The organism is Plantibacter sp. Leaf314 (assembly GCF_001423185.1).
In the GTDB taxonomy this organism is placed as follows: Bacteria; Actinomycetota; Actinomycetes; order Actinomycetales; family Microbacteriaceae; genus Plantibacter.
The window spans coordinates 384,306-410,901 of the sequence record NZ_LMOB01000002.1; the positions used below are offsets into that span (position 1 = coordinate 384,306).

The window sequence follows — 26,596 nt, forward strand, 5'->3', positions numbered from 1 at the left end:
CTCGTCAGAGGGCGCCGATCAGGCGTTCTCGGCGCCGAGCAGGGCGGCCGCGGCGCGTGCCTCGTACACGACGTCGTCGAGTTCGTCGCCTGCGACGTTCACGTGGCCGACCTTCCGGCCGGGCCGCGGATCCTTGCCGTAGGTGTGGACCTTCGCGACCGGGTGCGCGCCGAGGACCTGCGGGTACCGGTCGTCGAGGGTGCCCTCGGTCGGTCCGCCGAGCACGTTCACCATGACGGTCCAGTCGCGGTGGCACCCCGTCGATCCGAGCGGCAGGTCGAGGACGGCGCGGAGGTGCTGCTCGAACTGGCTCGTGACGCTGCCGTCCTGCGTCCAGTGCCCGCTGTTGTGCGGACGCATGGCGAGCTCGTTGATGAGCAGGCGGTCGTCGTCGGTCTCGAACAACTCGACGGCGAGGACGCCGGTGACCCCGAGCGCGGTCGCCACGGTGACGGCGATCTCCTCGGCGGTGTCCGCGAGGCGTCCGGCGGATCCCGGCGCCGGAGCGATGACCTCGCTGCACACGCCGCCGAGCTGCACCGTCTCGACCACGCGCCACGGCACCACCTCGCCCGAGGGCCGGCGGGCGACGAGCTGGGCGAGTTCGCGTCGGAAGGACACCAGCTCCTCGACGAGGAGCGCGCCGCCGTTGGCGTCCTCCGACAGCGCCGTGAACCAGTCGTCGACCTCGTTCGGGCCGTGGACGACCCGAACACCCTTGCCGTCGTAGCCGCCGCGCGGGGTCTTCACGACGCCCTTGCCGCCGTGCTCGGCGAGGAAGGCGGCGAGTTCCTCCTGGTCGTGGACCCGCGCCCAGTCCGGGACCGGGAGCCCGAGCTCGGTGAGCCGCTCGCGCATGAGCAGCTTGTCCTGGGCGACGGCGAGCGCGTCCGGCCCGGGGTGCACCTGGACCCCGGCGTCGACGAGGGCGCGGAGGACGTGCTGCGGGACGTGCTCGTGGTCGAAGGTGATCACATCGACCGTCTCGGCGAAGGCGAGGACGGTGTCGGCGTCGCGGTAGTCGCCCACCTGCACCGTCGCCAACCGGGCGGACATGCCCTCCTGCTCGGCGAGCACGCGGATGTCGAGTCCGAGGTTGATCGCCGCAGGCACCATCATCCTGGCCAGCTGACCGCCACCGATCACTCCGACGCGAATGCTCATGGGTTCACTCCAGCTCTCCGGCGACCGGCCGGTGGGTCTCGTAACGGCAGGCGGGACGGGCGGATCCGGAGACGGATCGGTTGAGCCCCGACTCCAACATCGTACCGGCCGGGTCGGACCCGGTCAGGTCAGCGGCGGACGGGCGGCTGGGTCGGCGATTGTCCGGACGACTGGGCGGCCGGATAGGGGGCGGCGATGCTCTGGTTCTCCGCGACGAGCTCGTGGAGGGCGTTCTGGACGAGGACGGCACCCGGAACGTCCCGCAGGACGACCGGCAGCTCACCACCGGAGGTGACGCGCACGTTGCCGCTGCCGAACGCGCTCTGCACCCAGCTCTTGTGCACCGTGATCCCGTACCCACGTGCGTGGTAGAGCTCCTGGCGGGACCGGACGAAGAACCCCCGGCGGACGATGAGTCGCCGGGTGGTGATGACGTAGCGGACGGACAGCCAGGCGACGAACGGCAGCACGCAGGCGAACAGCACGATCACCCCGCCGCCGATGAGCACGGCCCAGTTCTGCCACTCGAGGTCGAACGAACCGAAGACGTACGCTCCGACACCGCTCACCGCGATGAGGAGGAGGGCGGGGAGCAGGAGCCGCCGGGCATGCGGACGCAGGCGTGCGACCACACGTTCGGTCGCCGCCGCGGGAGGGGCCGGCCGGCCCGGCCCCGTCATACCGGGATCAGCCATGTTCCCATTCTTAGCAGTCGTCGGAACCCGCCGCCTGCTCCCACCCCGCCCGTCGGCAATCCCGATCGGCGGGTGTCGGCCTCCGACTAGCATGAAGGCGTGAAACCGGCCGACAGCACCGCACCCACGGGCCGGCCTCCCGGCGTCTTCGCATCGTTCTTCGAGGGGGTCGGCGTCCTCCTCGGCGGCTTCCGACTGTGGGGCACCTCGCCGAAACGGATGCTGCTCGGCATGGTCCCAGCGGCGATCGTGGGCGTCGTCTTCGTCGCGCTGCTCGTCGTCCTCGGCCTCAACGCGGCGGCGATCGTCGACTGGGCGACACCGTTCGCGGACACCTGGGACGAGCCGTACCGCTCGTCCGTCCGGGTCGCCGCCGCGGTCGCGTTGATCGCCGTCGCCGTCGTGGTCATGCTGTACGCCTATGCCGCCGTGACCCTGCTCGTCGGCGACCCGTTCTACGAGCGGATCTGGGCGGACGTCGAACGCTCACTCGGCGACGCTCCAGCGGAGTCCGGCGAGTCGGCCTGGCGCGGGCTCCTGACCGGCATCGGGCGCTCCCTCGGCCTGTTGCTGCTCACCATCCCGACGGCGGCCGTCCTCTTCCTGCTGGGGTTCATCCCGATCATCGGTCAGACGGTGGTCCCGGTGGCGGGTGTCGTCGTGAGCGGCTGGTTCCTCACCCTGGAGCTGACCGGCTACGCCTTCGACGCGAGAGGGTTGTCGGTGCGCGAGCGGCGGCGCGCGCTCGCCAAGCGACGGTCCCGCACCCTGGGGTTCGGGACCGCCGTCGCAGTGCTCTTCCTCGTCCCCGTCCTGTCCGTCCTGGTGATGCCGGCGGCCGTGTCGGGTGCAACGGTGCTCGCCCGTCGAGCGCTCGCCGAGGCGGACGGCCCGCTCAGCGCACGTGCGTGACGTCGCCGGCGGCCACGGCCACCGGGGCGCCACCGTCGCTCGGCCGGACGACGAGCCGCCCATCGGGGTCGATGCGCTCGGCGGTACCGGTCAACGTCCCGCCGCCCGGCAACTCGACGCGGACCGAACTGTCGAGTGTCACGCAGTGTTCCGTGACCGTCGTGCGGAGACCGCTGGCCTCGGCGTCGCCTGACGCCTCGAGGTACGCGTCGTACAGCCGCCCGAACGCGCGGAGGTACCCGGCGAGGACCGTGTCGGGATCCGGGTCGGCGAGCCCCTCGAGCAGGAGCGAGGTGGACCGGTCCGTCGGCAGTTCGCCCGCTCGCTGCCGCAGGTTGATCCCGGTGCCGACGATGGCACCGTCGCCGGTCGGCAGCAGTTCGGAGAGGATACCGGACACCTTCCGACCACCGACGAGGACGTCGTTCGGCCATTTCACCCCGGCGGGCACCCCGAGATCCTGGAGCGACGACGCCAGGGCGGCTCCGGCGAGCAGCGGTAGCCATCCGTAGGCCTCGAGCCCGAGGGGTCGGCCGGACGGCGTGACCGGCCGGAGCAGGATGGACACGGCGAGCGAGGCTCCAGGAGGCGTCGTCCACACCCGACCGAGGCGGCCCCGCCCGTTGCGCTGGTCATCGGTGACGACGACCGAACGGTCCGGCCAGCCGCCGCCGTCCTCGCGGGCCCTGATCGCGAGTTCGTCGTTGGTCGAGCCCGCGTGCTCGAGGATCTCGAGGCGCGGGACGAGGGCGGCGGTGCTGGGCAGATCCATGCCGACCACCCTACTGAGGAGCGCCGTCCGAGCCCCCGACGCACGCACGTCCGCTTGGCCGATGTCGACAACGGATCTCGATGGTGCTTGTACGCGATCGTCAACGGGTTCGCCGGGGGGCCACCGGGTAAGGTGAAAGCGTGACCGACGAAACCGCCTCCGGCCCTGACCTGTACACGACGGCCGGGAAGCTCGCCGACCTCAAGAACCGCTATCACGAAGCCGTGACGGCGAGCGGCGAAGCCGCCATCGAGAAGCAGCACAAGAAGGGCAAGCTCACCGCGCGGGAGCGCATCGAGCAACTGCTCGACCACGGCAGTTTCGTCGAACTCGACGAATTCGTGCGGCACCGCACCACGGCGTTCGGCATGGACCGCTCGCGGCCGTACGGCGACGCCGTCGTCACGGGCACCGGCACCATCCACGGTCGACAGGTCGCCGTGTACTCGCAGGACTTCACCATCTTCGGCGGTTCGCTCGGCGAGGTCGCCGGCGACAAGATCATCAAGATCATGGACCTCGCCCTGAAGACCGGCGTCCCGATCATCGGCATGCTCGACTCGGGCGGCGCCCGCATCCAGGAGGGTGTCGTCGCCCTCGGCAAGTACGGCGAGATCTTCCGCCGCAACACGCAGGCGTCCGGGGTCATCCCGCAGATCTCCATCATCATGGGTCCGGCCGCCGGTGGCGCCGTCTACTCCCCCGCCCTCACCGACTTCGTCATCATGGTCGACAAGACCAGCCAGATGTTCGTGACCGGCCCCGACGTCATCAAGACGGTCACGGGCGAGGACGTCGGCATGGAGGAGCTGGGCGGCGGGTACACCCACAACACCCGCTCCGGTGTCGCGCACTATCTCGCGAGCGACGAGCCGGACGCCCTCGACTACGCCAGGACCCTCGTCGGGTTCCTGCCCGACAACAACCTCGCCGAAGCCACCGTCTTCGACGTCGAGGTGGAGCTCGAGACCACCGACGAGGACCGCCGACTCAACACCCTCATCCCCGACTCCCCGAACCAGCCGTACGACGTCAAGACGGTCATCGAGCACGTGGTCGACGACGGCGACTTCCTGGAGGTCCAGCCGCTCTTCGCCCCGAACATCGTGATCGGCTTCGCCCGCGTCGAGGGCCGCTCCGTCGGCGTCATCGCGAACCAGCCGTCCCAGATGGCCGGCACCCTGAACATCGAGGCCGGCGAGAAGGCCAGCCGCTTCGTCCGCTTCTGCGACGCGTTCAGCATCCCGATCCTGACCCTCGTCGACGTCCCCGGCTACCTGCCCGGCACCGACCAGGAGTGGACGGGTGTCATCCGGCGCGGCGCGAAGCTGCTCTACGCCTACGCCGAGGCCACCGTGCCGCTCGTGACCGTCATCCTGCGGAAGGCCTACGGCGGCGCCTACATCGTCATGGGCTCCAAGCAGCTCGGTGCCGACATCAACCTCGCCTGGCCCACCGCCGAGATCGCCGTCATGGGCGGTCAGGGCGCCGTCAACATCCTCTACCGCGGCGAGATCAAGCGGGCAGAAGAGGCCGGCGAAGACGTCGCGGCGGTGCGCACCCGCCTGGCGAACGAGTACACCTACAACGTCGCGAGCCCGTTCCTCGCCGCCGAGCGCGGCGAGCTGGACGGCGTGATCGAGCCCGCAGCCACCCGCGTCTCGGTCATCAAGGCGTTGCGAGCGCTCCGGACGAAGCGCGCGAGCCTGCCCGCCAAGAAGCACGGGAACATCCCGCTGTGAGCGACACCGGCCGGCCGGACACGACGGAACCCTCGGCGATCGACCTCCGGATCGTGCGGGGCGCCCCGAACGACGAGGAGATCGCGGCCCTGACCGCCGTCTTGAGCGTCGCGATCGCCGAGCAGGCGATGCGCGACGCCGACACCGCGCCGCCGCCGCGCATCCCGTCGACCTGGGAACGGACGCGTCGCCAGCTGCGCAGCGGGATCACCCCGGGTCCCGGTCACTGGCGCGCGTTCACGGGCTGAGCGCCCGCGACGACCTCCACGGAGCGCTCGTCTTCCCGGTCCACCGTGGGGGACGGGTATGTCCTCCATAGTGCCGACTGTCGGGGGTACCCCTGATGGGGGAAGATCATTCTCGAGAGTTGAGTCTCATCGAGACCACTTCACCAGCTTCTGCTCCATCTAGGGTAAGCGGGCAGAAGTTCGGGGGCGGGTCAGAGCGGTATTCGGGTTACCGCTCTGACCCACGAACTCCAAGGAGGGCCAGCATCGGGTGCTGGCCCTCCTTCTCGTTCACGTGGGTGTGCTGAACGGACGCCCATGCCGATCGATTGCAGCTCGCGATGGTCGTCTGAGCTTCCCGCTCGAGGATCACTCCGCTTCGGCGGCCGCCTGGCGTCCGAGGTCGGCGCGCGATCCGTCCCGCGGGATCTCGAGCCAGACGTCGAGGTCCTCGTCATCGTCGTCGGGGCCCGGCGCGACGCCGGGAACCGGGGGCACGGCACGCAGCCCGACGACCGTCACCGCGACGCGATCGTCGTCCGGCACGCTCCGCACGATGAGGCGCGTCGCGGCCGAAGCCGCGAGCGTCTCGGCGATCTGCGCATGGATCGCGTCGAGGACCTCGGCGTCCAGCTCCTCGAGACCGCCCTCGTCGAGCATGTTCACGACCGCGCCCCGACGACGAGCGGCGAGGACCTCGGCGCGCACCGCGTCGCTCAGGAGGTGGCGGCCCCGGATCTCGTCGCGGAGGCTCGCCTCCAGCGTCCGGCACTCGGTCCGATCGGCGACCGAGAGTCTGCCACCGTTCGCGATGATCGTGCGCAGCATCGGTGTGGCGAGCCGACCCGTCTGGCTGAGGCGTCGCCGTCGTTCGTGGACGTGGGCGTACTGGGCTGCCTGCCAGTCCGAGGTCGCGTGCTCCGCCTGGGTGAGTCGCTCGGCGTCGTGCTGGGCGCCGGCGATCGACCGGGTGAGCACGCTCGCGAGGACGACCCAGATGAGGCTCCCCGTCACGCCCATGCCGAGCGCCAGGCCGGGGCCGGCCCAGACCAGGGACTGCACGGTGAGGAAGATAATCCCGAGGTAGGCGATCAACTCGCGTTGCCGGACCACCGTGATCGTCATCAGGGTCCCGATCGAGGCCACATGCCAGGTGGCGTAGCCGTTGTTCCGGGTGGGGTCCAGCTGGCTCGTCACGAGGAGGGGGACGATGATGGCGGTCGCGAGGTTGAGGCTGGCGAGCCACGAGGGCATCCGGGTCGATCCCATCGGCCAGAGGCTCAGGACGCTCGCGACGGCGTAGACGAGCATCGCGATGAGCACCGGCACGGCTTCACGCGGCGTCTCGAGGGTCAAGGCGGCACGAAGCAGGTGGTAGGCCGAGAACAGGGCGGCGAGGATGACGAGCGCGTACCGCGGGGCCGGGGTCATGAGGCGTCCTCCGGAGACCACTCGATCCGGATGACGGCTCCCTCACCGGGCCGGGAGAGCACGGTCGAGCGGCCTCCGACACCGGCCATGCGCTCGACGATCGACACCTTGAGGCCGAGCCGTTCCTCGGCGACCGCGTCGGGGCAGAATCCGACCCCGTCGTCGCTGACGGTCACGCAGACCCCGCCCGACACCGTCCCCTCGATCGCCAGGCTCCGCGCGACGCCCTGGCCGGCATGCTCGACGCTGTTGACCATCGCCTGCACCGTCGCCCAGTACACCGCGTTCGCGACCGTCACGGGGAGCACCCGGCCGGACGCCCCCTCGGTCGTGACCGTGAACGGTTCGCCGAGCATCGACGCCGCACCGCGCAGGCGCTCGACGAGTTCCGCGAGGCCCGTGACCTCGTCCTCGTTGGTCATCGGCGCGCCGACCCCCTCGAGTTGCTCGATGGCGACCCTGGCCATCATCACCGCGAGCGCCTCGGACTTGGGGGTCATCGCGCGGTCTGCCGCGAGCAGCGACGCGAGGACGCTGTCGTGCACGATCGAATCGACCTCGACCCGCTCCACCTCCGTGGCGTGCTGTTTGACGGCGGCGTCGTACGTCGACAGCGCGGCGGCCCTGGCCACGTCGACCCGGCCCGCCAACACCCGGAAGAGGCCCACCAGGACGACGATGAGCCCGCCGATGATCGTGGCGTACGAGGCGTCGAGCGTCCCGATCTCCCAGGAGGCAGGCGCGAAGTCGGCGTCGATGATGCGGTTCACGCCGTACATGAACGAGGTGACCAGGAGGTACACGATCGCTCCGCGCAGTTTGAGCGGGACACAGGCGAAGGCGACCGCGATCGTGCAGAGGTACCAGATCCAGGGTTCCTGGTTGATGTCGGCCGGCGCCGGTGCGTTCACCGCGGGCCAGATGAGCAGTGCGACGAAGAACACCGCCGCGAAGACGCCGGATGCGAGCCGATGGTGCCACAGGAAGAAGCAGCAGCCGATGGCCACCCCCATGGACCCGAAGACGGCCACGACGTAGAGGACGCCGATCCAGCCGTCGATCTGGACACCCTGGCCGAGGGTGGTGAACGCGGTCTGCAGGCCGAAGACGAGCCCGATGATCGCGACCGATCGGCCGAGGAGGCGCTCGAAGTTGGCGGTGTTCAGCATCCGGCGCTGAGCCTGGGCATCCTTCGTGTCCGCGGGGATCGCGGGATGCCTGGTCGGTGCCCGGAAGCTAGGAGACATCCGTCCCGCCTTGATCGAGGCCGGGGAGGATCCCGTCCTCGACCGCGCGGCGGAGCAGGTCGACCTTCGTCGGTGCCGGACGGCCCACCTCGACGTACTTCACGCGGATGCGGTCGATGTGCTCACGGGCCGTCGAGTAGGCGATCCCGAGCTGCATGGCGACGGTCTTCAGCGGCAGGCCGGAGGCGTAGAGGTGCAGCACGTCGCGCTCGCGCCGACCGAGTTGTGCGCGGGCGAAGTCGCTGTCGGCGTCGATCGCACTGGCCCACTCGATGTTGTTGAGCGCCTCGCCGCGGGCGACGGTGGCGATGGCGGCGATGACGGTGTCCGTCGGTGACGACTTCGGGATCACCCCGGACGCCCCGGCGGCCAGCGCCTCGCGGACGAGCGCCACCCGGTCGGCGATGGAGTGGATGAGCACGTGCGCGCCCACCGCCTGCACCGCCTGGATGTTCGTCGTCGGGGTGCTGCCGTCGGAGAGGGATAGGTCGAGCACGACGACGTCGGGGACCACTCCGTTCAGCGCGGCGATGCACTCGACGGCGGTCGGGGCACTCGCCACGACCTGATACCCGGCGTGCGCACACACCGCTTCGATCCCGAGCCGGACGGACTCGTGATCATCAATGATTGCGACGGTCACCACGGCACCATCGTAGCGAGTGCCGGACCCGTCGGGCGGGACGGCTGTGGAGCGAGTCGGTCCGCCCGGGTGCTCGCCGTTCAAGCCGTGCGGGTGAAGCCGGCGACGGCCTCGAGGTGGTGGGTGTTCGGGAAGAGGTCGTAGGCGGCCAGGTGGCCCAGTTCGTACCCCTGCTCGGCCAGCAGGGCCACGTCGCGGGAGAGCGCGATGGGGTCGCAGGCGACGTAGACGATCGACGCGGGGCGCAGTTCGCCGAGCATCGCGACGATCTCCGCGCCGGCGCCCGACCGCGGCGGGTCCAGGACGACCGTCGCGGTGGCGTAGCGGGAACGCTCGATGCGGCTGCCCGAGGCGATCTCCGACCGCAGGAAGGCGTCGACCTTGGCGGTGACCGCCTGCGCGCCGACCCACTCGGACAGGTTCTCCCCCGCGTACTCGGTGGCGCGCTCGTCGCTCTCGACGGTCGTGATGCGCGTCGTGGAGCCGAAGCGGTCGGCCACGCCGGCGGCCAACAGCCCGACACCGCCGTAGAGGTCGAGGTTCGCGGCGCGGGCGTCGAAGCGCGCGTCGTCGATCGCGTCGGAGACCGCCTGCTGCAGGGTCGTCGCGGCCTGGCGGTGGACCTGCCAGAACCCGTTCGCGTCGACGATGAACTCGCGGTCGCCGACGAGCTCACGGATCGGATCGGCCGCCGGACGGACCGGCTTCGGGCCGCCGCGTCGACCACGGCCGCCGCCGCGTCGCCGGTCGCCGCCTCCGGCCTCGTCGGCGCGGGTGAGGACACGGACGGCTCCGGTCGAGGAGGCGACGATGTCGATCGACGTGGTGCCGTGCGGCAGTTCCTCGAGCCGCGCCGCGTCCGCGACGGCCTCGATCGCGAGGGGCAGGTCGTCGACGGGGACGACCTGGTGGGACCGCGCGGCGTAGGGACCGATGTTGCCGTGCTGGTCGACGTGCAGTGAGACCCTCGTGCGCCACCGCGTCCCGTCGGGCGTCTCGCCGTCCACCGCGGACACGGTGAACTCCGGTGCGACCCCGGCGAAGCGCTCGAGCCCTTCGGCCAGGACCTGGTGCTTCAGGGCACGCTGGTGGGCCAGATCGATGTGGCCGAACTCGGCACCGCCGGCCCGTTCGCCCGGCTCGCGGTCGACGGAGGCCTCGGCCCACACGTGGGGGCGGCGGTACTCGGACGGCGTGAGGACCTCCAGAGTCTCCGCGCGCCAGAAGCGCTTCTCGTTCTCGTCGACGATCCGGGCCCTGACCCGCTCACCGGGCAGGGTGTCGGGGACGAAGACCACGCGGCCCTCGTGCCGAGCGACGAACACACCCCCGTGGGCTACGTTGGTGATGTCCAGTTCCACGGTGCGTCCAGTCGTCGTGCTCATGCGTCGAGCATGTCACACGGGTGACCGGCGGGGGTCCACCGTCCTCCCGGAAGGAACCGCCGTGCGTCTCACGCTCGCCTCAACGTCCCCGGCCCGGCTCGCGCTGCTGCGGTCGAGCGGCATCGAACCGGTCGTCGTCCCGTCGTCGGTCGACGAGGACCAGGCGGTCGCGGACGCCACGCACGCCGCCGGAGCGCCGCTGACCCCGGAGGCGGTCGTGGCACTCCTCGCCCGGGCGAAAGCCGAGGCCTCACTGCGGGTGGTCGTCGATCGCGGCGACGAGGTCGGCCTCCTCCTCGGGGGCGATTCGGTCTTCGTCCTCGACGGCGTCGTCCACGGGAAGCCGCACACGGCCGAGCGGGCACGCGAGCGGTGGCGGGCACAGCGCGGGCGGACCGGGACGCTGTACTCCGGCCACTGGCTCATCGACGGCACGCGCCCCTCGCCGGTCGGGGTCGGTGCCGTCGCCTCGGCCGAGGTGTCCTTCGCCGACGACCTCGACGATGCCGAGATCGACGCGTACATCGCCTCCGGTGAGCCGCTCGAGGTCGCCGGAGCGTTCACCATCGACAGCCTCGGTGCAGCCTTCATCACCCGGATCGACGGCGATCCGTCCACCGTCGTCGGCCTGTCCCTGCCGACGCTCCGGCGTCTCGTCCGCACCCTCGGGCACGACTGGCATGCGCTCCGCAACCGCGCCGGAGCCCTCTGACGCTGATGCCCTTGTAGGAGTCGCACGTCGTTCCACCAGCTTTTCTGTGCGTGTGGTCCAAAAGCCGACCCGGCCCGCCCGGTAGGCTCGTGGACTGTGCCACGTATAACCAAGGTCCTCATCGCCAACCGTGGCGAGATCGCCGTCCGCGTCATCCGAGCCGCGAAGGACAGCGGGATCGCCTCCGTCGCCGTCTACGCCGACCAGGATCGCGACGCCATGCATGCCCGCCTCGCCGACGAGGCCTACGCCCTCGACGGGACGACGAGCGCCGAGACCTACCTGGTCATCGACAAGCTCCTCTCCATCGCCCGACGGTCCGGCGCCGACGCCGTGCACCCCGGCTACGGGTTCCTCGCCGAGAACGCCGACTTCGCGCGCGCCGTCACGGCCGCCGGCCTCATCTGGATCGGGCCGTCGCCGGAGGCCATCGAACGCCTCGGCGACAAGGTCTCCGCCCGCCACGTGGCCGAGAAGGTCGGTGCCCCGCTCGCGCCCGGCACCCTCAACCCGGTCTCGGGCGCCGAGGAGGTCCTCGACTTCGTCGACATCCACGGCCTGCCGGTCGCCATCAAGGCGGCCTTCGGTGGCGGCGGACGCGGCCTCAAGGTCGCCCGCGAACGCGAGGAGGTCGCCGAGCTCTTCGAGTCCGCGACCCGTGAGGCCATCGCCGCGTTCGGACGCGGTGAGTGCTTCGTGGAGAAGTACCTCGACCAGCCGCGGCACGTCGAGACCCAGTGCCTCGCCGACGCGCACGGCAACGTCGTCGTCGTCTCCACCCGCGACTGCTCGCTGCAGCGCCGCCACCAGAAGCTCGTCGAGGAGGCACCGGCACCCTTCCTCACCGAGGAGCAGAACACCGAGCTCTACCGGGCGTCGAAGGCGATCCTCAAGGAGGTCGGCTACCTCGGTGCGGGCACCTGCGAATTCCTCATCGGCAAGGACGGCACCGTCTCCTTCCTCGAGGTCAACACCCGACTCCAGGTCGAGCACCCGGTCTCCGAAGAGGTCACCGGCATCGACCTCGTCCGCGAGCAGTTCCGTCTCGCCGAGGGCGGCGTGCTCGACTACGACGACCCGAAGCCGACCGGCCACTCCTTCGAGTTCCGCATCAACGGTGAGGACCCGGGACGCGGCTTCCTCCCGCAGCCCGGACCCATCCACGTCTTCAAGACCTTCGGTGGCCCCGGCGTCCGCCTCGACTCCGGCGTCACCGCCGGCGACACGATCTCCGGCGCCTTCGACTCCCTGCTCGGCAAGATCATCGTCACCGGTCGTACCCGCGAGGAGGCGCTCGAGCGCAGCCGCCGCGCCCTCGACGAGTTCGAGGTCGCCGGACTCCCGACGGTGATCCCCTTCCACCGGAAGATCGTCCGCGACCCGGCGTTCACCGCGGAGGACGGCACCTTCGGCGTGTACACGCGCTGGATCGAGACCGAGTTCGTCAACGACATCGAACCGTGGGACGGCTCCATCGACGCCCAGCAGGTGCCGGCGACGCGATCCACCGTGGTGGTCGAGGTCGGTGGCAAGCGGCTCGAGGTCAGTCTCCCGGGTGGCCAGCTGGGGCTGAACGTCGGCGCACCCGTCGCCGCCCCGGCCCCGCACCGTCGCGGCGGTTCCACGGTCGTCTCCGCGGCGACCGGCGACGCGGTCTCCGCCCCGATGCAGGCGACGATCGTGAAGCTCGCGGTCGCCGAGGGCGACGTCGTGGTGAAGGGCGACCTCGTCGTCGTCCTCGAGGCGATGAAGATGGAGCAGCCCATCACCGCGCACAAGGACGGTACGGTCGGCGCGATCGACGCGACGGTCGGCACGACCGTCTCCTCAGGGCACCAACTGCTCACCATCAGCTGACCCGCCGTTCAGTCGACGGCGCCGCCCGGCTCACGGCGGCGATACGCTGAGCAGGTGTCAGCAGCCGACCTCCTCGAAGACGCGTTGGATCGTGTGGCGAACTTCGACGCCTCCGGAGCGATCGCCCTGCTCGAGTCGGTGCCGGGTGGTGGTGCCGACCCTCGACTCCTCGCGCTCCGCTCCTACGCGCGCTTCACGGCCGCGGACTTCCTCGGCTGCCAGCACGACGCGGCGGCGGCCGTCGCCGCGTCCTCGGGTGCCGACCGGACGACCAGACTCCTCGCGCTCGGCGCGGCCGGGCTCGCGCTCGGGTCCGACCGGTCACCGGACTCGATCCTCGAGGGGTGCTTCGAGGAGGCCATGTCCCTCGTCGAGGCCGGTGGCGACCTGGAGCCGTCCATCGCCTGGCTCGTCGGCTACCTGCTCGTCGAAGGCGCCGTCGTCAACGTGCTGATCCACGTGGCGCGCCGGTTTGCCGACGCGTTCAGCGAGGAGATCGCCGCAACGCCCACCCGACTCTTCCGCACGCTCGTCGACGGCGTCGTCGCTCGGCTGCTCCTCAACGAGGGCCGCGTCGCCGAGGCCGAGGCGGCGGCACTCGTCATGTTCGAACGGGCCTCCAGCGAGCCGACGACGCTCTACGCGGAGGCCGTCCAGTGTCTCGTCGCGGGGAACCGGGCCGAGCAGGGTGCGACCCGGACCCTCGCTCGGCGCGTCCGCCAGGCCATCCCCGAGCCGACGGGCGCCTTCCAGACGACCTGCTACCTCCTCGTCGGGTACGGGCTGGCCGCCCTCGCCGACGACCACGGTGCCGCCGCCCTGGCTCGGAGCGCGTCCGGGAACGACTTCAGCGGGCTGTCCGTCCAGGACCGGGCCCTCGCGATCGAACTGCTCGTCGCCAGCGCGTTCGTCGACGGTGACGTCGTCGAGCTGGAACGTCTCATCGGCTTCATCGCCGACGACGTCGACCGACGGGTGCCCGGCCCGGCGATCCTGCGCATGCAGTGCAAGCTGGAACTGCTGCGAGGCGATCCGGGCAGTGCCCTCGCCCTCGCCCGGACGGCGGCTACGCGGGCGCTCGCGGACGGTCGCATGCTCGAGGCGGGGATCGGGGAGATCCTCGCCACCCGCGCGCTCATCGCGATGTCCGACCGCACCCAGGCGGTGCGCGAGCTGTCCGCCCTCGCCGAGCAGGCCGACCGTGGCGGACACACCGCGGCCACCCGATCGGCCGCCCGCGAGTTGAAGGCCATCGGACGACGTCTCGCGCCGATCGCGGGATCCGGCTGGGACGGCCTGTCACCCCGCGAGCGCGAGGTCGCCCTGCTCTCCGCCGAGGGCAACTCGACGGCGCAGATCGCGTCGGTCCTGCAGCTCTCCTCCCGGACCGTCGACGCCCACGTGACGCGGGTGCTCGCGGCGTTCGGGATCGTGTCCCGGCGCCAGCTCCCGTCGAGACTGCCGGCGACCCTTCCGCTGAGCGCCGTCCCCGTCCCGACGGTGCCACTGACGCCGCGGCAACGGGACCTCACGGAGCTCGTCGCAGACGGACTGTCGAACGACGAGATCGCCGCGACACTCGGGATCTCCCGCAAGACCGTGGAGAAGCACCTCAGCGCGGTGTTCACCGCGTGGTCGGTGCGCTCGCGCGTCGCCGTGGCCAGGATCGTGCTCGCCAACCGCCCGGCCTGAGCCGGTGAGCGCGACCGGCCGGGCTACTCCACGATGTGCATGGCCCGCGCGGCGTCGGTGATCGACCCGGTGAGCGAGGGGTACACCGTGAACGCCCGCGCGACCTGGTCGACGTTCAACCGCTGCTCGACGGCCAACGCCAGCGGGAAGATGAGCTCACTGGCCTTCGGCGCGACGATGACCCCACCGATCACCGTGCCGCTCCCGGTGCGGGCGAACAGCTTGACGAAGCCGTCCTTGATGCCCATCATCTTCGCGCGCGGGTTCTGCGCCAGCGGCAGCTTGTAGATCTCGCCCTGCGCGATGCCGTCCTCGATCTGCTTCTGGGTCCACCCGACGGTCGCGATCTCCGGCTGCGTGAAGATGTTCGCGGCCACGTTGCGGATCTCGGTCGGGTTCACGGCGTCACCCATGGCGTGCAGCATCGAGGTGCGTCCCTGCATGGACGCGACGGAGGCGAGCGGCAGGAACGTCGTGCAGTCACCGGCGGCGTAGATGTTGGGGACGCTCGTCCGTGCCACCCGGTTGACGCGGATGTGGCCGGAGTCGGTCAGCTGGACGCCGGCCTCCTCGAGCCCGATGCCGGCGGTGTTCGGGACCGAACCGACCGCCATGAGGCAGTGCGAGCCCTCGACGGTCCGGCCGTCGGAGAGGGTCGCGACGACGCCGTGCTCGGTCCGGGTGACGGAGTCGGCCCTGGACTTCGACAGCACCGTCATGCCGTTGCGCTTGAAGACGTTCTCGATGACCGCTGCGGCGTCCGCGTCCTCGCCCGGAAGGACCTGGTCGCGGCTGGAGATGAGCGTGACCTTCGAACCGAGTGCGGTGTACGCCGAGGCGAACTCGGCCCCCGTGACCCCGGAGCCGACGACGATGAGGTGCTCGGGGACCGAGGTGAGGTTGTACAGCTGCGTCCAGGTGAGGATGCGCTCGCCGTCGGGCAACGCCGACGGCAACTGCCGCGGACTCGCGCCCACGGAGATGACCACGGTGTCGGCCTCGATGCGGTCGAAGTCGGTGCCGGCGGAGCGGTCGGTCGAGACGATGACCTCGTTCGGGCCGTCGAGGCGTCCCTGGCCGTTCACGATCCGGACGCCGGCCCGGATGAGCCCGGCCCGCATGTCCTCGGACTGTTGGCGCGCGAGCCCGAGCAGACGCTTGTTGACCGCGGCGAGGTTGACGGCGACCTCGGGACGGCTGGGCTTGCCGGTGGTCTCCGAGCGGACGAAGAACTGCACGCCGAGATCCGCCGCCTCGCCGATGGCACCGACCGCGTCGGCCGTGGCGATGAGGCTCTTGGACGGGACGACGTCGGTGATGACCGCTGCGCCGCCGACGCCCGTCCGTTCCACCAGGGTGACGTCGGCGCCGAGCTGGGCGCCCGCGAGCGCCGCCTCGTACCCGCCGGGTCCGCCTCCGATGATCGCCACTCGCTGCTTGCGTTCGAACTCGTAGGCCATGCGACCATTCTCGCGCGCGACCAGGGGCGGGACCAAACCCGTTCCGCGCTCCGGCGACGACCGCGTTGCACGGATGAGCGGGGTCCGCACGGTTGGGGTCCGGCCCCGCCCCTGTCTAGAGTGAGAGGATGTCCGAAACTGCTGCGAACCCGCTCGATCTGTCCGATGTCGATCCCTTCGAGATCGCCCGAGAAGCCGCGGGTCAGATCGCCGAGAAGACCGGCGTGGAGCGCCACGACATCGCGCTCACGCTCGGCAGCGGTTGGGGCAAGGCCGCCGACCTCATCGGTGAGACGACGGCGACGATCCCGGCCTCCGAGATCGTCGGCTTCTCGAAGCCCGCGCTCGAGGGCCATGTCGGCACCCTGCGCTCGGTCCTGCTGCCGAGCGGCAAGCGCGCCCTCGTGATCGGCGCCCGGACCCACTACTACGAGAACCACGGCGTGCGCCGCGTGGTGCACAGCGTCCGGACGGCAGCGGCCACGGGTGCCGGCATCATGATCCTCACCAACGGCGCCGGCGGCATCAAGGACCACTGGACCCCCGGGACGCCGGTCCTCATCAGCGACCACATCAACCTCACCGCGGACTCGCCGCTCGAGGGCGCGACCTTCATCGACCTCACCGACCTGTACGCGAAGCGCCTGCGCGACCTCGCGCACTCGGTCGCACCGGAGCTCGACGAGGGCGTCTACACGCAGTTCCGTGGGCCGCACTACGAGACCCCTGCCGAGGTGCAGATGGCGAAGGCGATCGGCGGCCACATCGTCGGCATGTCGACGGCGCTGGAAGCCATCGCCGCCCGTCAGGCCGGCATGGAGGTGCTCGGCATGTCCCTCATCACCAACCTCGCCGCCGGCATCCAGAAGACGCCGCTCAGCCACGCCGAGGTCATCGAGGCCGGCCAGACGGCCGAGCCGGTGATCAGCAGGCTCCTCGCGCAGATCGTCGCCGCCCTGTGAGCGCCTCGACGCTGCTCGCGACCGCGGAGGCCTGGCTCGCACAGGACCCCGACGACGAGACGAGGGCCGAACTAGCCGGCCTCGTCGAGCGCGCCAGGGTCGCCGACGAGGTCGCGGTGGCAGAACTGCACGACCGCTTCGACAGCCGCCTGCAGTTCGGCACGGCCGGGCTGCGCGGCCGCATCGAAGCCGGTTCCAACCGCATGAACCGCGTGCTCGTCTCCCAGGCGGCGGCGGGCCTCGCCGCCTACCTCCTCGAGCAGGCCGGTGACGGGGTCACCCCGAGCATCGTCATCGGGTACGACGGCCGGAAGAACTCCGCGGTCTTCGCTCAGGACACCGCCGAGCTCATGACGGGTGCCGGCGTCCGCGCCATCCTGCTCCCCCGGCTGCTGCCGACCCCGGTCCTCGCCTTCGCCGTCCGGTTCTTCGACGCCTCGGCCGGGGTCATGGTCACGGCGAGCCACAACCCGCCGGCCGACAACGGCTACAAGGTGTACCTCGGCGGCGAGCACCAGGGCTCGCAGATCGTCTCCCCCGCCGACGCGGCCATCGCCGCACACATCGAGCACATCGCCACCACGGCGTCCGTCCAGGACTTGCCACGCGGCGACGCGTTCGAGGTCGCGGGCGAGGACGTCGTCGACGCCTACGTCGCGGCGACAGCCGGTGTGGCCCCGGCTCCGGCCGGCGACCAGCTCCGTGTCGTCTACACGGCGATGCACGGCGTCGGCTGGGAGACCACCGGTCGCGTCCTCGAGACCGCAGGGTATCCGGCACCGGAACTCGTCACCGAGCAGATCGAGCCGGACCCGACGTTCCGCACCGTGAGCTTCCCGAACCCTGAGGAGCCCGGCGCCCTCGACCTGTCGTTCGCGACGGCGCGAGCGACCGGTGCCGACCTCATCATCGCCAACGACCCCGATGCCGACCGCCTGGCGATCGCCATCCCGGACGCCACGGAGGCCTCCGGCTACCGACGACTCACCGGCAACGAGGTCGGCCTGCTCCTCGGGTGGCGCGCGGCGCAGCTCGCGAGTGCGGAACTCGACGGCGATGCGGCACCGGAGGGGACCCTCGCCTGCTCGATCGTCTCCTCCCCCGCGTTGCGGACGGTCGCCGAGGCCCACGGTCTCGCGTTCCGCGAGACGCTCACCGGGTTCAAGTGGATCTCCCGCACCCCCGGCATGCGCTTCGGATTCGAGGAGGCGCTCGGATACCTCGTGAACCCCGAGACGGTGCGCGACAAGGACGGCATCTCCGCCGCAGTGGCGTTCCTCGGACTCGCGACGTCGGCTGCGCAGGCGGGCGAGAGCGTCGCCGGTCTGCTCGACCGGTTCGCGGCGACCTTCGGCTCCTTCGGCAGCGATCAGATCTCCATCCGCTACGCGGAGCTCAGCCGCATCGGCGAGGTCATGGCGGCGCTCCGAGAGCTTCCGCCCACCCGGATCGCCGGGGCGGCGGTGACGCGGATCGACGATCTTGTCGACGGCTTCGAAGGCCTCCCGCCGAGCGACGTCCTCCGGCTGTGGCTCGACGACGGGACCCGGGTGATGATCCGCCCGAGCGGGACGGAACCGAAGCTCAAGGTGTACGTCGACGTGCAGTCGAGCGAGGGCGATGCGGGCGAACGGGCGGCGACGGTCGCGGCACGCCTGGTCGCGCTGCGCAGCGAACTGACCGAGCTCGTCGCCTAGCCCGTCGGCCGGATCAGAGGACCGGACGCGGTCCGCCGACGAACGGTCCGGCCGCCGAGCCGTTCGGCGTGCCCTCAGCCGAGGGCGCGCTCGAGCTTCTCGGTGAGTTCGGCGAGGTCGAAGTAGTTGTCGATCACGACGATGTCGGCGAAGGTCTTGCCGATGCGCTCGACGAGTTCGGGAGACGTCAGGATGACCTGGGCGTCGGCAGCCGTCGTCGACAGGCTCTCGATGTCGCCGGCGATCACGTCGGCCTCGAGGTCGAGTCGCTCCAGGGCGCGTTCGGCGTTGAGTTTGAGGATCGCGGACGACCCCACTCCGGAACCACAGATCGCGACGATCTTCACGCGGGACCTCCGTGGCCGAGGAGCTCGGCACGGAACACGGCCCGCACCTCGTCCGCGTCGGCGGCGGCCGCCAGCCGTGGGATCGCCGTCGGGTCGTTGAAGACGTTGGCGATCTCCGCCACCCAGCCGACGTGCGACTCCGCCGTGGTGACCGCGAGGCCGAGGACCACCGAGACCGGGTCGTTGTGCGGGTGCCCGAACCGGACCGGCTCCGTGAGCGTGGCGACGACGAGGGAGTCCTGGTGGACGTCGGCCCCGGGGCGCGCGTGGGCGAGTGCGAGGCCGGGGGCGATGACGACGTAGGCGCCGAACTCCTCCACCACGTCGATCATGCGCTGCGTGTACGCCTCGTCCGTCGCGCCGGTCTGCGTGAGCAGTGCACCGGCCGCGCGGATCGCCTCTCGCCAGTCCGCCGCATCGACGCGGAGGGCGATTGTTGCTTCGGAGAGATCTGGGAGTGGCATCGCTTCAATCAGAGGATCGGTCAACCCGTGCGGGTCGGGACAAGCGTATCGCTCCGAGGCTGGAAGCCCGCCGCGCGTGTGCCGCTCGAGTGGTCGTCCGAGTGGCACCCGCGCCGAGGATCAGTCCTCGTCGTCGTCGAGGAATTCGTCGAACGCCTCCGAGATGCGGTCCGCCAGGGCCTCGCGGACCTCCAACGGCTGGAACGAGGCGGCGGCCGCGTTCAGCTGGAAGGTCTCGAGGTCCGTGAGGTCGTAGTCGAACACCTCCGTGAGCAGCGTGAGCTCCTTGGTGAGGCTCGTGTCGCTCATCGTCCGGTTGTCGACGTTCACCGTGACGGCGAAGTCGAGCTGGTAGAGCAGGTCGAACGGGTGGTCCTCGAGGTCGTCGCCCCAGGCCGCGATCGCGCCGGTCTGGAGGTTCGACTGCGGGCTCAGCTCGAGCGGGATCCGGCGGTCGCGGACCCACTCCGCGACCGGGCCGAGCGTGGCGTACAGGGACTCGGCGTCGTCGCGCTCGATGAAGATGTCCTCCGCGATGCGGACGCCGTGACCGAGGCGGAGCGCACGGCCGTCGAGCAGGGCGCTGCGGATCGACTCGACGCCGTCCGCCTCGCCGGCGTGCACGGTGACCGGGAACAGCTCACGGGCGAGGTAGTCGAAGGCCAGCCGGTGCTTGCTGGCCGGGAACCCGGCCTCGGCGCCGGCGATGTCGAAGCCCGCCACCCCGCGTTCGCGATGCCGGACGGCGAGTTCCGCGATCTCGAGGGCGCGGTCGGCGTGGCGCATGGCCGTGATGAGCTGCCCGATCTGGATGTCCGCACCCGTGTGGGCGGCGTCCTTGATGCCGAGCTCGATGCCCTCCTGGACGGCCTCCACGACCGCGTCGAGGCTCAGCCCGCGGGTGAGGTGCTGCTCGGGGGCCCACCGCACCTCGCCGTAGATGACGCCGTCGGCCGCGAGGTCCTGGACGAACTCGCGCGCGACGCGGACGAGCCCCTCCTCCGTCTGCATGACCGCGGTGCTGAGGTCGAAGGTCTTCAGGTACTCGACGAGCGAGCCGGCGTTGCACTGGGTGTAGAACCAGTCGGCGAGGCCGTCCGCGTCGGACACGGGGACGTCGACGCCCACCGCCTCCGCGAGTTCGATGATGGTCGCGGGGCGCACGCCGCCGTCGAGGTGGTCGTGGAGCGAGATCTTGGGCAGCGCGCTGACGTCGACGCCGGAGAGGGGGGATTCATCTGCAGAGGTCACGGGGTTCACTGTACCGCGCACGCGCGTCCGGCGACATGGCGTCCGCCGGCCCGCTCCGACCCGCCACCCGCGAGGAGCGGGAACGGGCTGACGGAGCGGACCGGAGGACGGGTCAGGCCTCGATGCGCGCCCGGACGATGGGCCCGCGCGGTGCCGCCGAGTCGGCGATCGAATACGCGCCCTCGAGCGCCTCGAGCGCCCGCGGGAACCGGGCGCCGTCGTCCGCGCTCAGGGTGAACAGCGGCTGTCCGGCTCGGACCTCGTCACCTGGCTTGGCGTGCAGGTCGATGCCCGCAGCGTGGACGACCGGATCCTGCTGGCGTGCCCGACCGGCGCCGAGACGCCAGGCGGCGATCCCGAAGGGCAGGGCCTCCTGCGTCGCCAGGACGCCGTCGCGGGAGGCGGTGACGACGTGGGTCTCCTTGGCGACCGGCAGTGGTGCATCCGGGTCGCCGTCCTGCGCGCGGATCATCCGCTTCCACACGTCCATCGCCCGGCCGTCCGCCAGCGCACCCTCGACGTCGGCGTCCGGCTGTCCGGCGAGGGTCAGCATCTCCCGCGCGAGCGCGACGGTCAGTTCCACGACGTCGGCCGGGCCCCCACCGGCGAGCACCTCGACGGACTCCCGGACCTCGTTGGCGTTGCCGATCGCGAGGCCGAGCGGGACGTTCATGTCCGTCAGGAGCGCGGTCGTCGCGACGCCCGCGTCCGTGCCGAGCGCCACCATCGTGCGCGCCAGTTCCTCAGCCCGCTCGTACTCCTGCATGAACGCACCCGAGCCGAACTTCACGTCGAGGACGAGGGCCCCCGTGCCTTCGGCGATCTTCTTGGACATGATGCTGGAAGCGATGAGCGGGATGGCCTCGACGGTGCCGGTGGTGTCGCGGAGCGCGTACAGGCGCTTGTCGGCCGGTGCGAGCCCGGAGCCGGCGGCGCAGATGACCGCGCCGACCTCGGTCAGCTGCCGCATCATCTCGTCGTTGGTGAGGGCCGCGCGCCAGCCGGGGATGCTCTCGAGCTTGTCGAGGGTTCCGCCGGTGTGCCCGAGGCCTCGGCCGGACAGCTGCGGGACCGCGACGCCGAACACGGCGACCAGCGGGGCGAGCGGCAGGGTGATCTTGTCGCCGACGCCGCCCGTCGAGTGCTTGTCCGAGGTCGGCTTGTCGAGCTCGGCGAAGCTCATACGCTCGCCGCTCGCGATCATCGCCATCGTGAGGTCGCGGATCTCGCGGCGTTCCATCCCGTTCAGGAGGATCGCCATCGCGAGCGCCGACATCTGCTCGTCGGCGACGTAGCCGCGGGTGAACGCGTCGATCAACCAGTCGATCTGCGGCGTCGTCAGCTCACCCCGGTCGCGCTTCGTGCGGATGAGGTCGACGACGTCGAAGGCTTCTACGGGACTCATGCGTGGTACTCCTCGAGTTGGCGAGGTCCGAAGGCGTCCGGGAGGACCTCGTCGATGGTGCGGATGCCGGAGACGGTGTCGAGCAGCATGCCCGCCGTCGAGTGCTCGTACAGCAACTGACGGCAGCGTCCGCACGGCATCAGGCGCTCGCCCTTGCCGTCGACGCAGGCGAAGGCGACGAGGCGTCCACCGCCCGTCATGTGCAGGGCGGACACGAGGGCGCACTCGGCGCACAGCGTCAGCCCGTAGCTGGCGTTCTCGACGTTGCAGCCGGAGATGATCCGGCCGTCGTCGACGAGTGCCGCCGCGCCCACCGGGAAGCGACTGTAGGGCACGTAGGCGTGGCCCATCGCCTCGCGGGCGGCGCCGTGGAGGGCCTCCCAGTCGATCTCGGGACCGGTCGATGTGTCGCTCACGGTCAGCCCTTCACGTAGGGTTTGCCGGCCGCGGCCGGACCCCGGGAGACGCCGACGAGGCCCGCCACCGCGAAGATCGTCACGACGTACGGCAGCATCAGCATGAACGCGCTCGGCACCGGCGAACCGATGGCGCTCAACGCGAACTGCAGGTTCTGCGTGAAGCCGAACAGCAGCGCCGCGAGCGTCGCCTTCAGCGGGTCCCATCGCCCGAAGATGACCGCCGCGAGCGCGATGTAGCCCGCACCGGCCGTCATCTCCTTGTTGAACGCACCGACCGAGCCGAGCGTGAAGTACGCGCCGCCGAGACCGACGATCGCGCCGGCGAGGGCCACGTTCCAGAAGCGTGTCCGGTTCACGTTGATGCCGACGGTGTCGGCCGCCTGCGGGTGCTCACCGACCGCGCGGAGGCGGAGACCCCAGCGGGTGGAGAAGAGGCAGTAGAAGACCACGGCGACGGCGATGTACATCAGGTAGATGATGATCGTCTGCCGGAACAGCACCGGCCCGATGAGCGGGATCTCGCTGAGGATCGGGATGTTGATGCGCGGGAACTTCGGCGGGCTGTTGAAGAGCGCCTCGTTCTTCGTGAGCACCTGTGCGTACAGGAAGCTCGTGAGCCCCACGACGAGGACGTTCAGGACGACACCCACGATGACCTGGTCGACGAGGTACTTGATCGAGAACGCCGCGAGCAGGAAGCTCACGAGCATGCCGGCGATCATCGCCGCGACCAGACCGAGCACCGCGTTGCCCGTCACCGACGCCACGAAGGCGGACGAGAACGCTCCGGCGAGGAGCTGCCCTTCGATCGCGATGTTGACGACGCCGACGCGCTCGGAGATGACGCCGCCGAGCGCTCCGAAGATGAGCGGGACGCTCAGCGCGACCGTGCCGAGCAGCAGGCCCGTGATCGGGATGGCCTTGCCCGCGGCGGCCCAGGACAGGAACCCGACCATGAAGAGCACGCCGAACACGGTGATGAGCCAGAGTGGGATGCGCTTACCGGTCGTGACGAGGTAGGCGCTCAGCGCCGTGATCGCCGCGAGGAGGATCGTGACGACGATGCCCGTGACGGTGGACGGCAGCACCACCGTCGGCAGTTGGATGACGTCGCCCTCGCTGGACAGGCGGAAGGTGCTGTTGCCGTCCCGGTGCCAGATGACGAAGAGCAGGAACGCGATGACGGTGAAGATCCCGAAGGCGATCGGAGCCTTCCAGCTCCGGACCACGACCGTCTCGAGGACGATCGGTGCGTCGGGAGCGGGCTGGGGCTGCTGCTTGTCGAGCGTGAACGCACTCATGCGGACACCTCCTTCTTGGTGGCGCGACGCGTGCGGCGCGCCGATCCGTCCGGCTTCGGCAGGAAGAAGATCGCGCGGACGAGCGGCGGGGCCGCGATGAACAGCACGATGAGGGCCTGGAGGACCAGGACGATGTCGATCGGCACGTTGACGCCCTGCGTCGCCTGCATGGAGTACCCGCCGGCCTTCAGTGCGCCGAACAGGATGCCGGCGATGAGGATGCCGCCCGGCCGACTCCGACCGAGGAGGGCGACCGTGATCGCGTCGAAGCCGATGCCCGCGTCGATCCCGTTGTCGAAGCCGGAGGTCACCGTCCCGAGCACCTGCGAGACCCCGGCGAGGCCGATGAGCCCACCGGAGAGGAGCATGGCGTACACGTAGGTGTTCTTGACGTCGATCCCGGCGACGCGCGCGGCGTTCGGGTTCTCCCCCACCGCCCGGAAGCGGAACCCGATGGAGGACCGGCTGAAGAGCCACCACACGAACACGACCGCGATGATCGCGATGAGGAATCCGGCGTGGAGGTTGTAGCGGTCGCCCAGGAGCTTCGGCAGGACGGCGTTCTCCGCCATCCCCGCGCTCTTCGGCACGTTCGATCCGGGAGCCTGCAGGAGCCCCTGGGTGGAGAGCATGAACGTGATCAGGTAGAACGCGACGTAGTTGAGCATGATCGTGATGATCACCTCGTGCGCGCCCGTCCTGGCCTTCAGGACACCGACGATGCCACCCCAGAACGCACCGCCGACGATGCCGGCTGCGACGGCGACGAGCAGGTGCACGACCGGCGGGAGGTCGAGGGTGAACCCGACCCAGCCGGCGCAGGCGGCGGCGATGAGCATCTGTCCGCGGCCGCCGATGTTGAACATCCCGACGCGGAACGCGAGCCCGACACCGAGACCCGCGAGGATCAGCGGCGTCGCGAAGGTGAGGGTCTCGGTCAGCGGACGGATGCCGTTCAGGAAGTCGGGCCGGCGGAAGTTGTAGATGGACCCCTGGAAGAGGGCTCCGTAGGCGCCGGTCGCCGACTGCCAGACCGCGGCGATCGTGTCGCCCGGCCGAGCGAGGAAGTACCCGGCGGCCGCGTGGACCTTCGGGTCGGTCAGGGCGATGAGGACGGCGCCGGCGACCATCGCCAGCACCACCGCGAGGATGGAGATGACGATGCTCGAGTTGAGGATCTCGGCCAGCACCTTGTTCGAGCGCGGCTGCGTCGTGTCGGGCTTCGCCTCGCCGGGAGCCACCGGCTGGACCGTTCCGGGCGGGGTGTGGGACGTGTCGCTCATGCTGCTGCTCCTGCCGGGAGTTCGCCGGCCATCATGAGGCCGAGGACCTCTCTGGGGGTCGAGGCCGGGACGATCCCGACGATGCCGCCGCGGTACATGACGGCGATGCGGTCGGCGAGCGCGACGACCTCGTCGAGCTCGGTCGACACGACGATGACGGGGATGCCCGCGTCGCGCGTCGCGACGATGCGCTTGTGCACGAACTCGATCGACCCGACGTCGATGCCGCGGGTGGGCTGGGCGGCGACGAAGAGCCGCAGGTCACGGCTGAGTTCGCGCGCCAGCACGACCTTCTGCTGGTTGCCGCCCGACAGCGAGCCGGCGGGCGACTCGATGCCCTGGGAGCGGACGTCGAACTCCTGCGACTTCTCGCGGGCGAAGTCGTCGCGGAAGCCGCGCTGCACGGTGCCGGCCTTCACGAAGGGCGCACCCGTCGAGCGGTCGAGCATGAGGTTCTCGGCGATCGTGAACTGCTTGACGAGCCCGTCCTCCGAGCGGTCCTCCGGCACGAACCCGACGCCGGCGTCGAGCACCTTCCGCGGGGTGGAACCGACGAGTTCGACGCCGTCGAGCTTGATGCTGCCCTTCGTGTGGGGCTGCAGACCGAGGATCGCCTCGGTGAGCTCGGTCTGACCGTTGCCCTGCACGCCCGCGATCGCGAGCACCTCACCCTCGTGCACGTCGAAGCTGACGGCGTTCACGACGAGCTGGCCCAGGTGGTCGACGACCGAGAGGTCCTGCACGCGGAACGTGGCCTCGCCGAGCTTCGGCGCCTCCTTGTGGACGGTGAGCTCGACCGGACGGCCGACCATGAGCGAAGCGAGCTCGGCGTTCGTCGCCGTGGGCGAGGCCTCGCCGACGACCTTCCCGAGACGGATGACGGTGATGCGGTCGGCGACCTCGCGGACCTCGCGCAGCTTGTGGGTGATGAAGACGATCGACGTCCCCTCGCTCTTCAGCTGCTTCATGATCGCCATGAGCTCGTCGGTCTCCTGCGGCGTGAGCACGGCGGTGGGCTCGTCGAAGACGAGGACGTTGGCGTTGCGGGAGAGCGCCTTGACGATCTCCACCCGCTGCTGCACGCCGACGGGGAGGTCGCCGACGAGGGCGTCCGGGTCGAGGCTGAAGCCGAACCGCTCGGAGATGTCGGTCACGAGCTTGCGGGCCGCTGCGACGTCGAGGCGACCACCGCCCTTGGTCTGCTCGTGGCCGAGCATCACGTTCTCGGCGACGGTGAAGACGGGGATGAGCATGAAGTGCTGGTGGACCATGCCGATGCCTGCGGCCATGGCGTCACCCGGGCCTTGGAAGTGCTGGACGACGTCGTCCAGGAGGATCTCGCCCTCGTCGGCCTGGTAGAGGCCGTACAGGACGTTCATGAGGGTGGACTTGCCTGCGCCGTTCTCACCGAGGAGGCAGTGGATCTCCCCCGGTTCGACGGTGAGGTCGATGTGGTCGTTGGCGGTGAGGGCGCCGAACCGTTTGGTGATGCCGCGGAGCTGGAGCTTCATGGGTCCCAATCTAGTCA

Annotated in this window: 24 protein-coding genes; 8 read left to right on the plus strand and 16 right to left on the minus strand. The window is 70.5% G+C overall.

What is annotated here, in order from left to right:
• Nucleotides 1-18 precede the first annotated feature (18 nt).
• Nucleotides 19-1,164 carry a 5-(carboxyamino)imidazole ribonucleotide synthase gene (locus tag ASF68_RS14990; RefSeq protein WP_056012849.1) on the minus strand — a complete coding sequence of 382 codons (1,146 nt, stop codon included), beginning with the start codon at nucleotides 1,162-1,164 and terminating at the stop codon, nucleotides 19-21.
• Nucleotides 1,165-1,292: 128 nt separating this feature from the next.
• The gene (locus ASF68_RS14995) at nucleotides 1,293-1,859 is read right to left on the minus strand and encodes a PH domain-containing protein (RefSeq protein WP_162235762.1); all 567 of its coding nucleotides are present in this window, start codon (nucleotides 1,857-1,859) and stop codon (nucleotides 1,293-1,295) included.
• Nucleotides 1,860-1,958: 99 nt separating this feature from the next.
• Between ASF68_RS14995 and ASF68_RS15000 the strand changes: the two genes are divergently transcribed.
• A complete protein-coding gene (locus ASF68_RS15000) occupies nucleotides 1,959-2,771 on the plus strand; it encodes an EI24 domain-containing protein (RefSeq protein ID WP_056012853.1) in 813 nt (270 codons plus the stop codon).
• On the opposite strand, the gene ASF68_RS15005 is transcribed toward ASF68_RS15000, so the two are convergent.
• Nucleotides 2,755-3,543, minus strand: a complete 789-nt coding sequence (locus ASF68_RS15005) for a biotin--[acetyl-CoA-carboxylase] ligase (protein ID WP_056013450.1) — start codon at nucleotides 3,541-3,543, stop codon at nucleotides 2,755-2,757. The two genes, ASF68_RS15000 and ASF68_RS15005, sit on opposite strands and share 17 nt — an antisense overlap.
• Nucleotides 3,544-3,683: 140 nt before the next feature.
• On the opposite strand from ASF68_RS15005, the gene ASF68_RS15010 reads away from it, so the two are divergent.
• Both ASF68_RS15010 and ASF68_RS15015 read left to right on the plus strand, forming a co-directional pair.
• The gene (locus tag ASF68_RS15010; protein ID WP_056012855.1) at nucleotides 3,684-5,285 is read left to right on the plus strand and encodes an acyl-CoA carboxylase subunit beta; all 1,602 of its coding nucleotides are present in this window, start codon (nucleotides 3,684-3,686) and stop codon (nucleotides 5,283-5,285) included.
• Nucleotides 5,282-5,533: an acyl-CoA carboxylase subunit epsilon gene (locus ASF68_RS15015; RefSeq protein WP_056012857.1), complete on the plus strand. Its 252-nt coding sequence runs from the start codon at nucleotides 5,282-5,284 to the stop codon at nucleotides 5,531-5,533. The genes ASF68_RS15010 and ASF68_RS15015 overlap by 4 nt, the downstream gene beginning before the upstream one ends.
• Nucleotides 5,534-5,881: 348 nt before the next feature.
• On the opposite strand, the gene ASF68_RS15020 is transcribed toward ASF68_RS15015, so the two are convergent.
• The 4 genes from ASF68_RS15020 to ASF68_RS15035 form a co-directional block, all read right to left on the minus strand.
• Entirely contained in the window at nucleotides 5,882-6,943 is a 1,062-nt protein-coding gene (locus ASF68_RS15020; protein ID WP_056012859.1) for a hypothetical protein, read from the minus strand.
• Complete coding sequence (locus ASF68_RS15025) at nucleotides 6,940-8,190, minus strand: sensor histidine kinase (protein ID WP_157580016.1); 1,251 nt, start codon at nucleotides 8,188-8,190, stop codon at nucleotides 6,940-6,942. Before ASF68_RS15025 ends, ASF68_RS15020 begins: the two co-directional genes overlap by 4 nt.
• On the minus strand, nucleotides 8,180-8,836 hold the full coding sequence (locus ASF68_RS15030) for a response regulator transcription factor (RefSeq protein WP_056012862.1): 657 nt from the start codon (nucleotides 8,834-8,836) through the stop codon (nucleotides 8,180-8,182). The genes ASF68_RS15025 and ASF68_RS15030 overlap by 11 nt, the downstream gene beginning before the upstream one ends.
• A gap of 77 nt (nucleotides 8,837-8,913) precedes the next feature.
• Nucleotides 8,914-10,218, minus strand: coding sequence for a class I SAM-dependent RNA methyltransferase (locus ASF68_RS15035; RefSeq protein ID WP_056012866.1), 1,305 nt, complete (start codon nucleotides 10,216-10,218; stop codon nucleotides 8,914-8,916).
• Between the two features lie 61 nt (nucleotides 10,219-10,279).
• Between ASF68_RS15035 and ASF68_RS15040 the strand changes: the two genes are divergently transcribed.
• From ASF68_RS15040 to ASF68_RS19240, 3 genes are all read left to right on the plus strand, one after another.
• On the plus strand, nucleotides 10,280-10,930 hold the full coding sequence (locus tag ASF68_RS15040) for a nucleoside triphosphate pyrophosphatase (RefSeq protein ID WP_056012868.1): 651 nt from the start codon (nucleotides 10,280-10,282) through the stop codon (nucleotides 10,928-10,930).
• Between the two features lie 96 nt (nucleotides 10,931-11,026).
• On the plus strand, nucleotides 11,027-12,787 hold the full coding sequence (locus ASF68_RS15045; RefSeq protein ID WP_056012871.1) for a biotin carboxylase N-terminal domain-containing protein: 1,761 nt from the start codon (nucleotides 11,027-11,029) through the stop codon (nucleotides 12,785-12,787).
• Nucleotides 12,788-12,841: 54 nt separating this feature from the next.
• Nucleotides 12,842-14,479 carry a LuxR C-terminal-related transcriptional regulator gene (locus ASF68_RS19240; RefSeq protein ID WP_157580479.1) on the plus strand — a complete coding sequence of 546 codons (1,638 nt, stop codon included), beginning with the start codon at nucleotides 12,842-12,844 and terminating at the stop codon, nucleotides 14,477-14,479.
• 23 nt (nucleotides 14,480-14,502) lie between these two features.
• On the opposite strand, the gene ASF68_RS15055 is transcribed toward ASF68_RS19240, so the two are convergent.
• Nucleotides 14,503-15,939 carry an NAD(P)H-quinone dehydrogenase gene (locus ASF68_RS15055; protein WP_056012877.1) on the minus strand — a complete coding sequence of 479 codons (1,437 nt, stop codon included), beginning with the start codon at nucleotides 15,937-15,939 and terminating at the stop codon, nucleotides 14,503-14,505.
• 128 nt (nucleotides 15,940-16,067) lie between these two features.
• Here ASF68_RS15055 and ASF68_RS15060 point away from each other — a divergent pair, with 128 nt between their 5' ends.
• Both ASF68_RS15060 and ASF68_RS15065 read left to right on the plus strand, forming a co-directional pair.
• Nucleotides 16,068-16,901 (plus strand): purine-nucleoside phosphorylase, encoded by an 834-nt coding sequence (locus tag ASF68_RS15060; RefSeq protein WP_056012880.1) that lies wholly within the window; start codon nucleotides 16,068-16,070, stop codon nucleotides 16,899-16,901.
• Nucleotides 16,898-18,598: a phospho-sugar mutase gene (locus ASF68_RS15065; protein ID WP_056012883.1), complete on the plus strand. Its 1,701-nt coding sequence runs from the start codon at nucleotides 16,898-16,900 to the stop codon at nucleotides 18,596-18,598. Before ASF68_RS15060 ends, ASF68_RS15065 begins: the two co-directional genes overlap by 4 nt.
• A 74-nt stretch (nucleotides 18,599-18,672) precedes the next feature.
• On the opposite strand, the gene ASF68_RS15070 is transcribed toward ASF68_RS15065, so the two are convergent.
• From ASF68_RS15070 to ASF68_RS15105, 8 genes are all read right to left on the minus strand, one after another.
• On the minus strand, nucleotides 18,673-18,945 hold the full coding sequence (locus ASF68_RS15070) for a PTS sugar transporter subunit IIB (protein WP_056012886.1): 273 nt from the start codon (nucleotides 18,943-18,945) through the stop codon (nucleotides 18,673-18,675).
• Nucleotides 18,942-19,409, minus strand: a complete 468-nt coding sequence (locus ASF68_RS15075; protein ID WP_056012889.1) for a PTS sugar transporter subunit IIA — start codon at nucleotides 19,407-19,409, stop codon at nucleotides 18,942-18,944. Before ASF68_RS15075 ends, ASF68_RS15070 begins: the two co-directional genes overlap by 4 nt.
• Nucleotides 19,410-19,529: 120 nt before the next feature.
• On the minus strand, nucleotides 19,530-20,660 hold the full coding sequence (locus ASF68_RS15080; RefSeq protein ID WP_056013454.1) for an adenosine deaminase: 1,131 nt from the start codon (nucleotides 20,658-20,660) through the stop codon (nucleotides 19,530-19,532).
• A 112-nt stretch (nucleotides 20,661-20,772) separates the two neighbouring features.
• Nucleotides 20,773-22,065: a thymidine phosphorylase gene (locus ASF68_RS15085; protein WP_056012892.1), complete on the minus strand. Its 1,293-nt coding sequence runs from the start codon at nucleotides 22,063-22,065 to the stop codon at nucleotides 20,773-20,775.
• Complete coding sequence (locus ASF68_RS15090) at nucleotides 22,062-22,481, minus strand: cytidine deaminase (RefSeq protein ID WP_056012895.1); 420 nt, start codon at nucleotides 22,479-22,481, stop codon at nucleotides 22,062-22,064. The genes ASF68_RS15085 and ASF68_RS15090 overlap by 4 nt, the downstream gene beginning before the upstream one ends.
• A gap of 2 nt (nucleotides 22,482-22,483) precedes the next feature.
• Nucleotides 22,484-23,785, minus strand: coding sequence for an ABC transporter permease (locus ASF68_RS15095; protein WP_056012898.1), 1,302 nt, complete (start codon nucleotides 23,783-23,785; stop codon nucleotides 22,484-22,486).
• Nucleotides 23,782-25,068 carry an ABC transporter permease gene (locus ASF68_RS15100; protein WP_082456121.1) on the minus strand — a complete coding sequence of 429 codons (1,287 nt, stop codon included), beginning with the start codon at nucleotides 25,066-25,068 and terminating at the stop codon, nucleotides 23,782-23,784. Before ASF68_RS15100 ends, ASF68_RS15095 begins: the two co-directional genes overlap by 4 nt.
• Nucleotides 25,065-26,579, minus strand: a complete 1,515-nt coding sequence (locus tag ASF68_RS15105) for an ABC transporter ATP-binding protein (RefSeq protein ID WP_056012902.1) — start codon at nucleotides 26,577-26,579, stop codon at nucleotides 25,065-25,067. The genes ASF68_RS15100 and ASF68_RS15105 overlap by 4 nt, the downstream gene beginning before the upstream one ends.
• Nucleotides 26,580-26,596 lie beyond the last annotated feature (17 nt).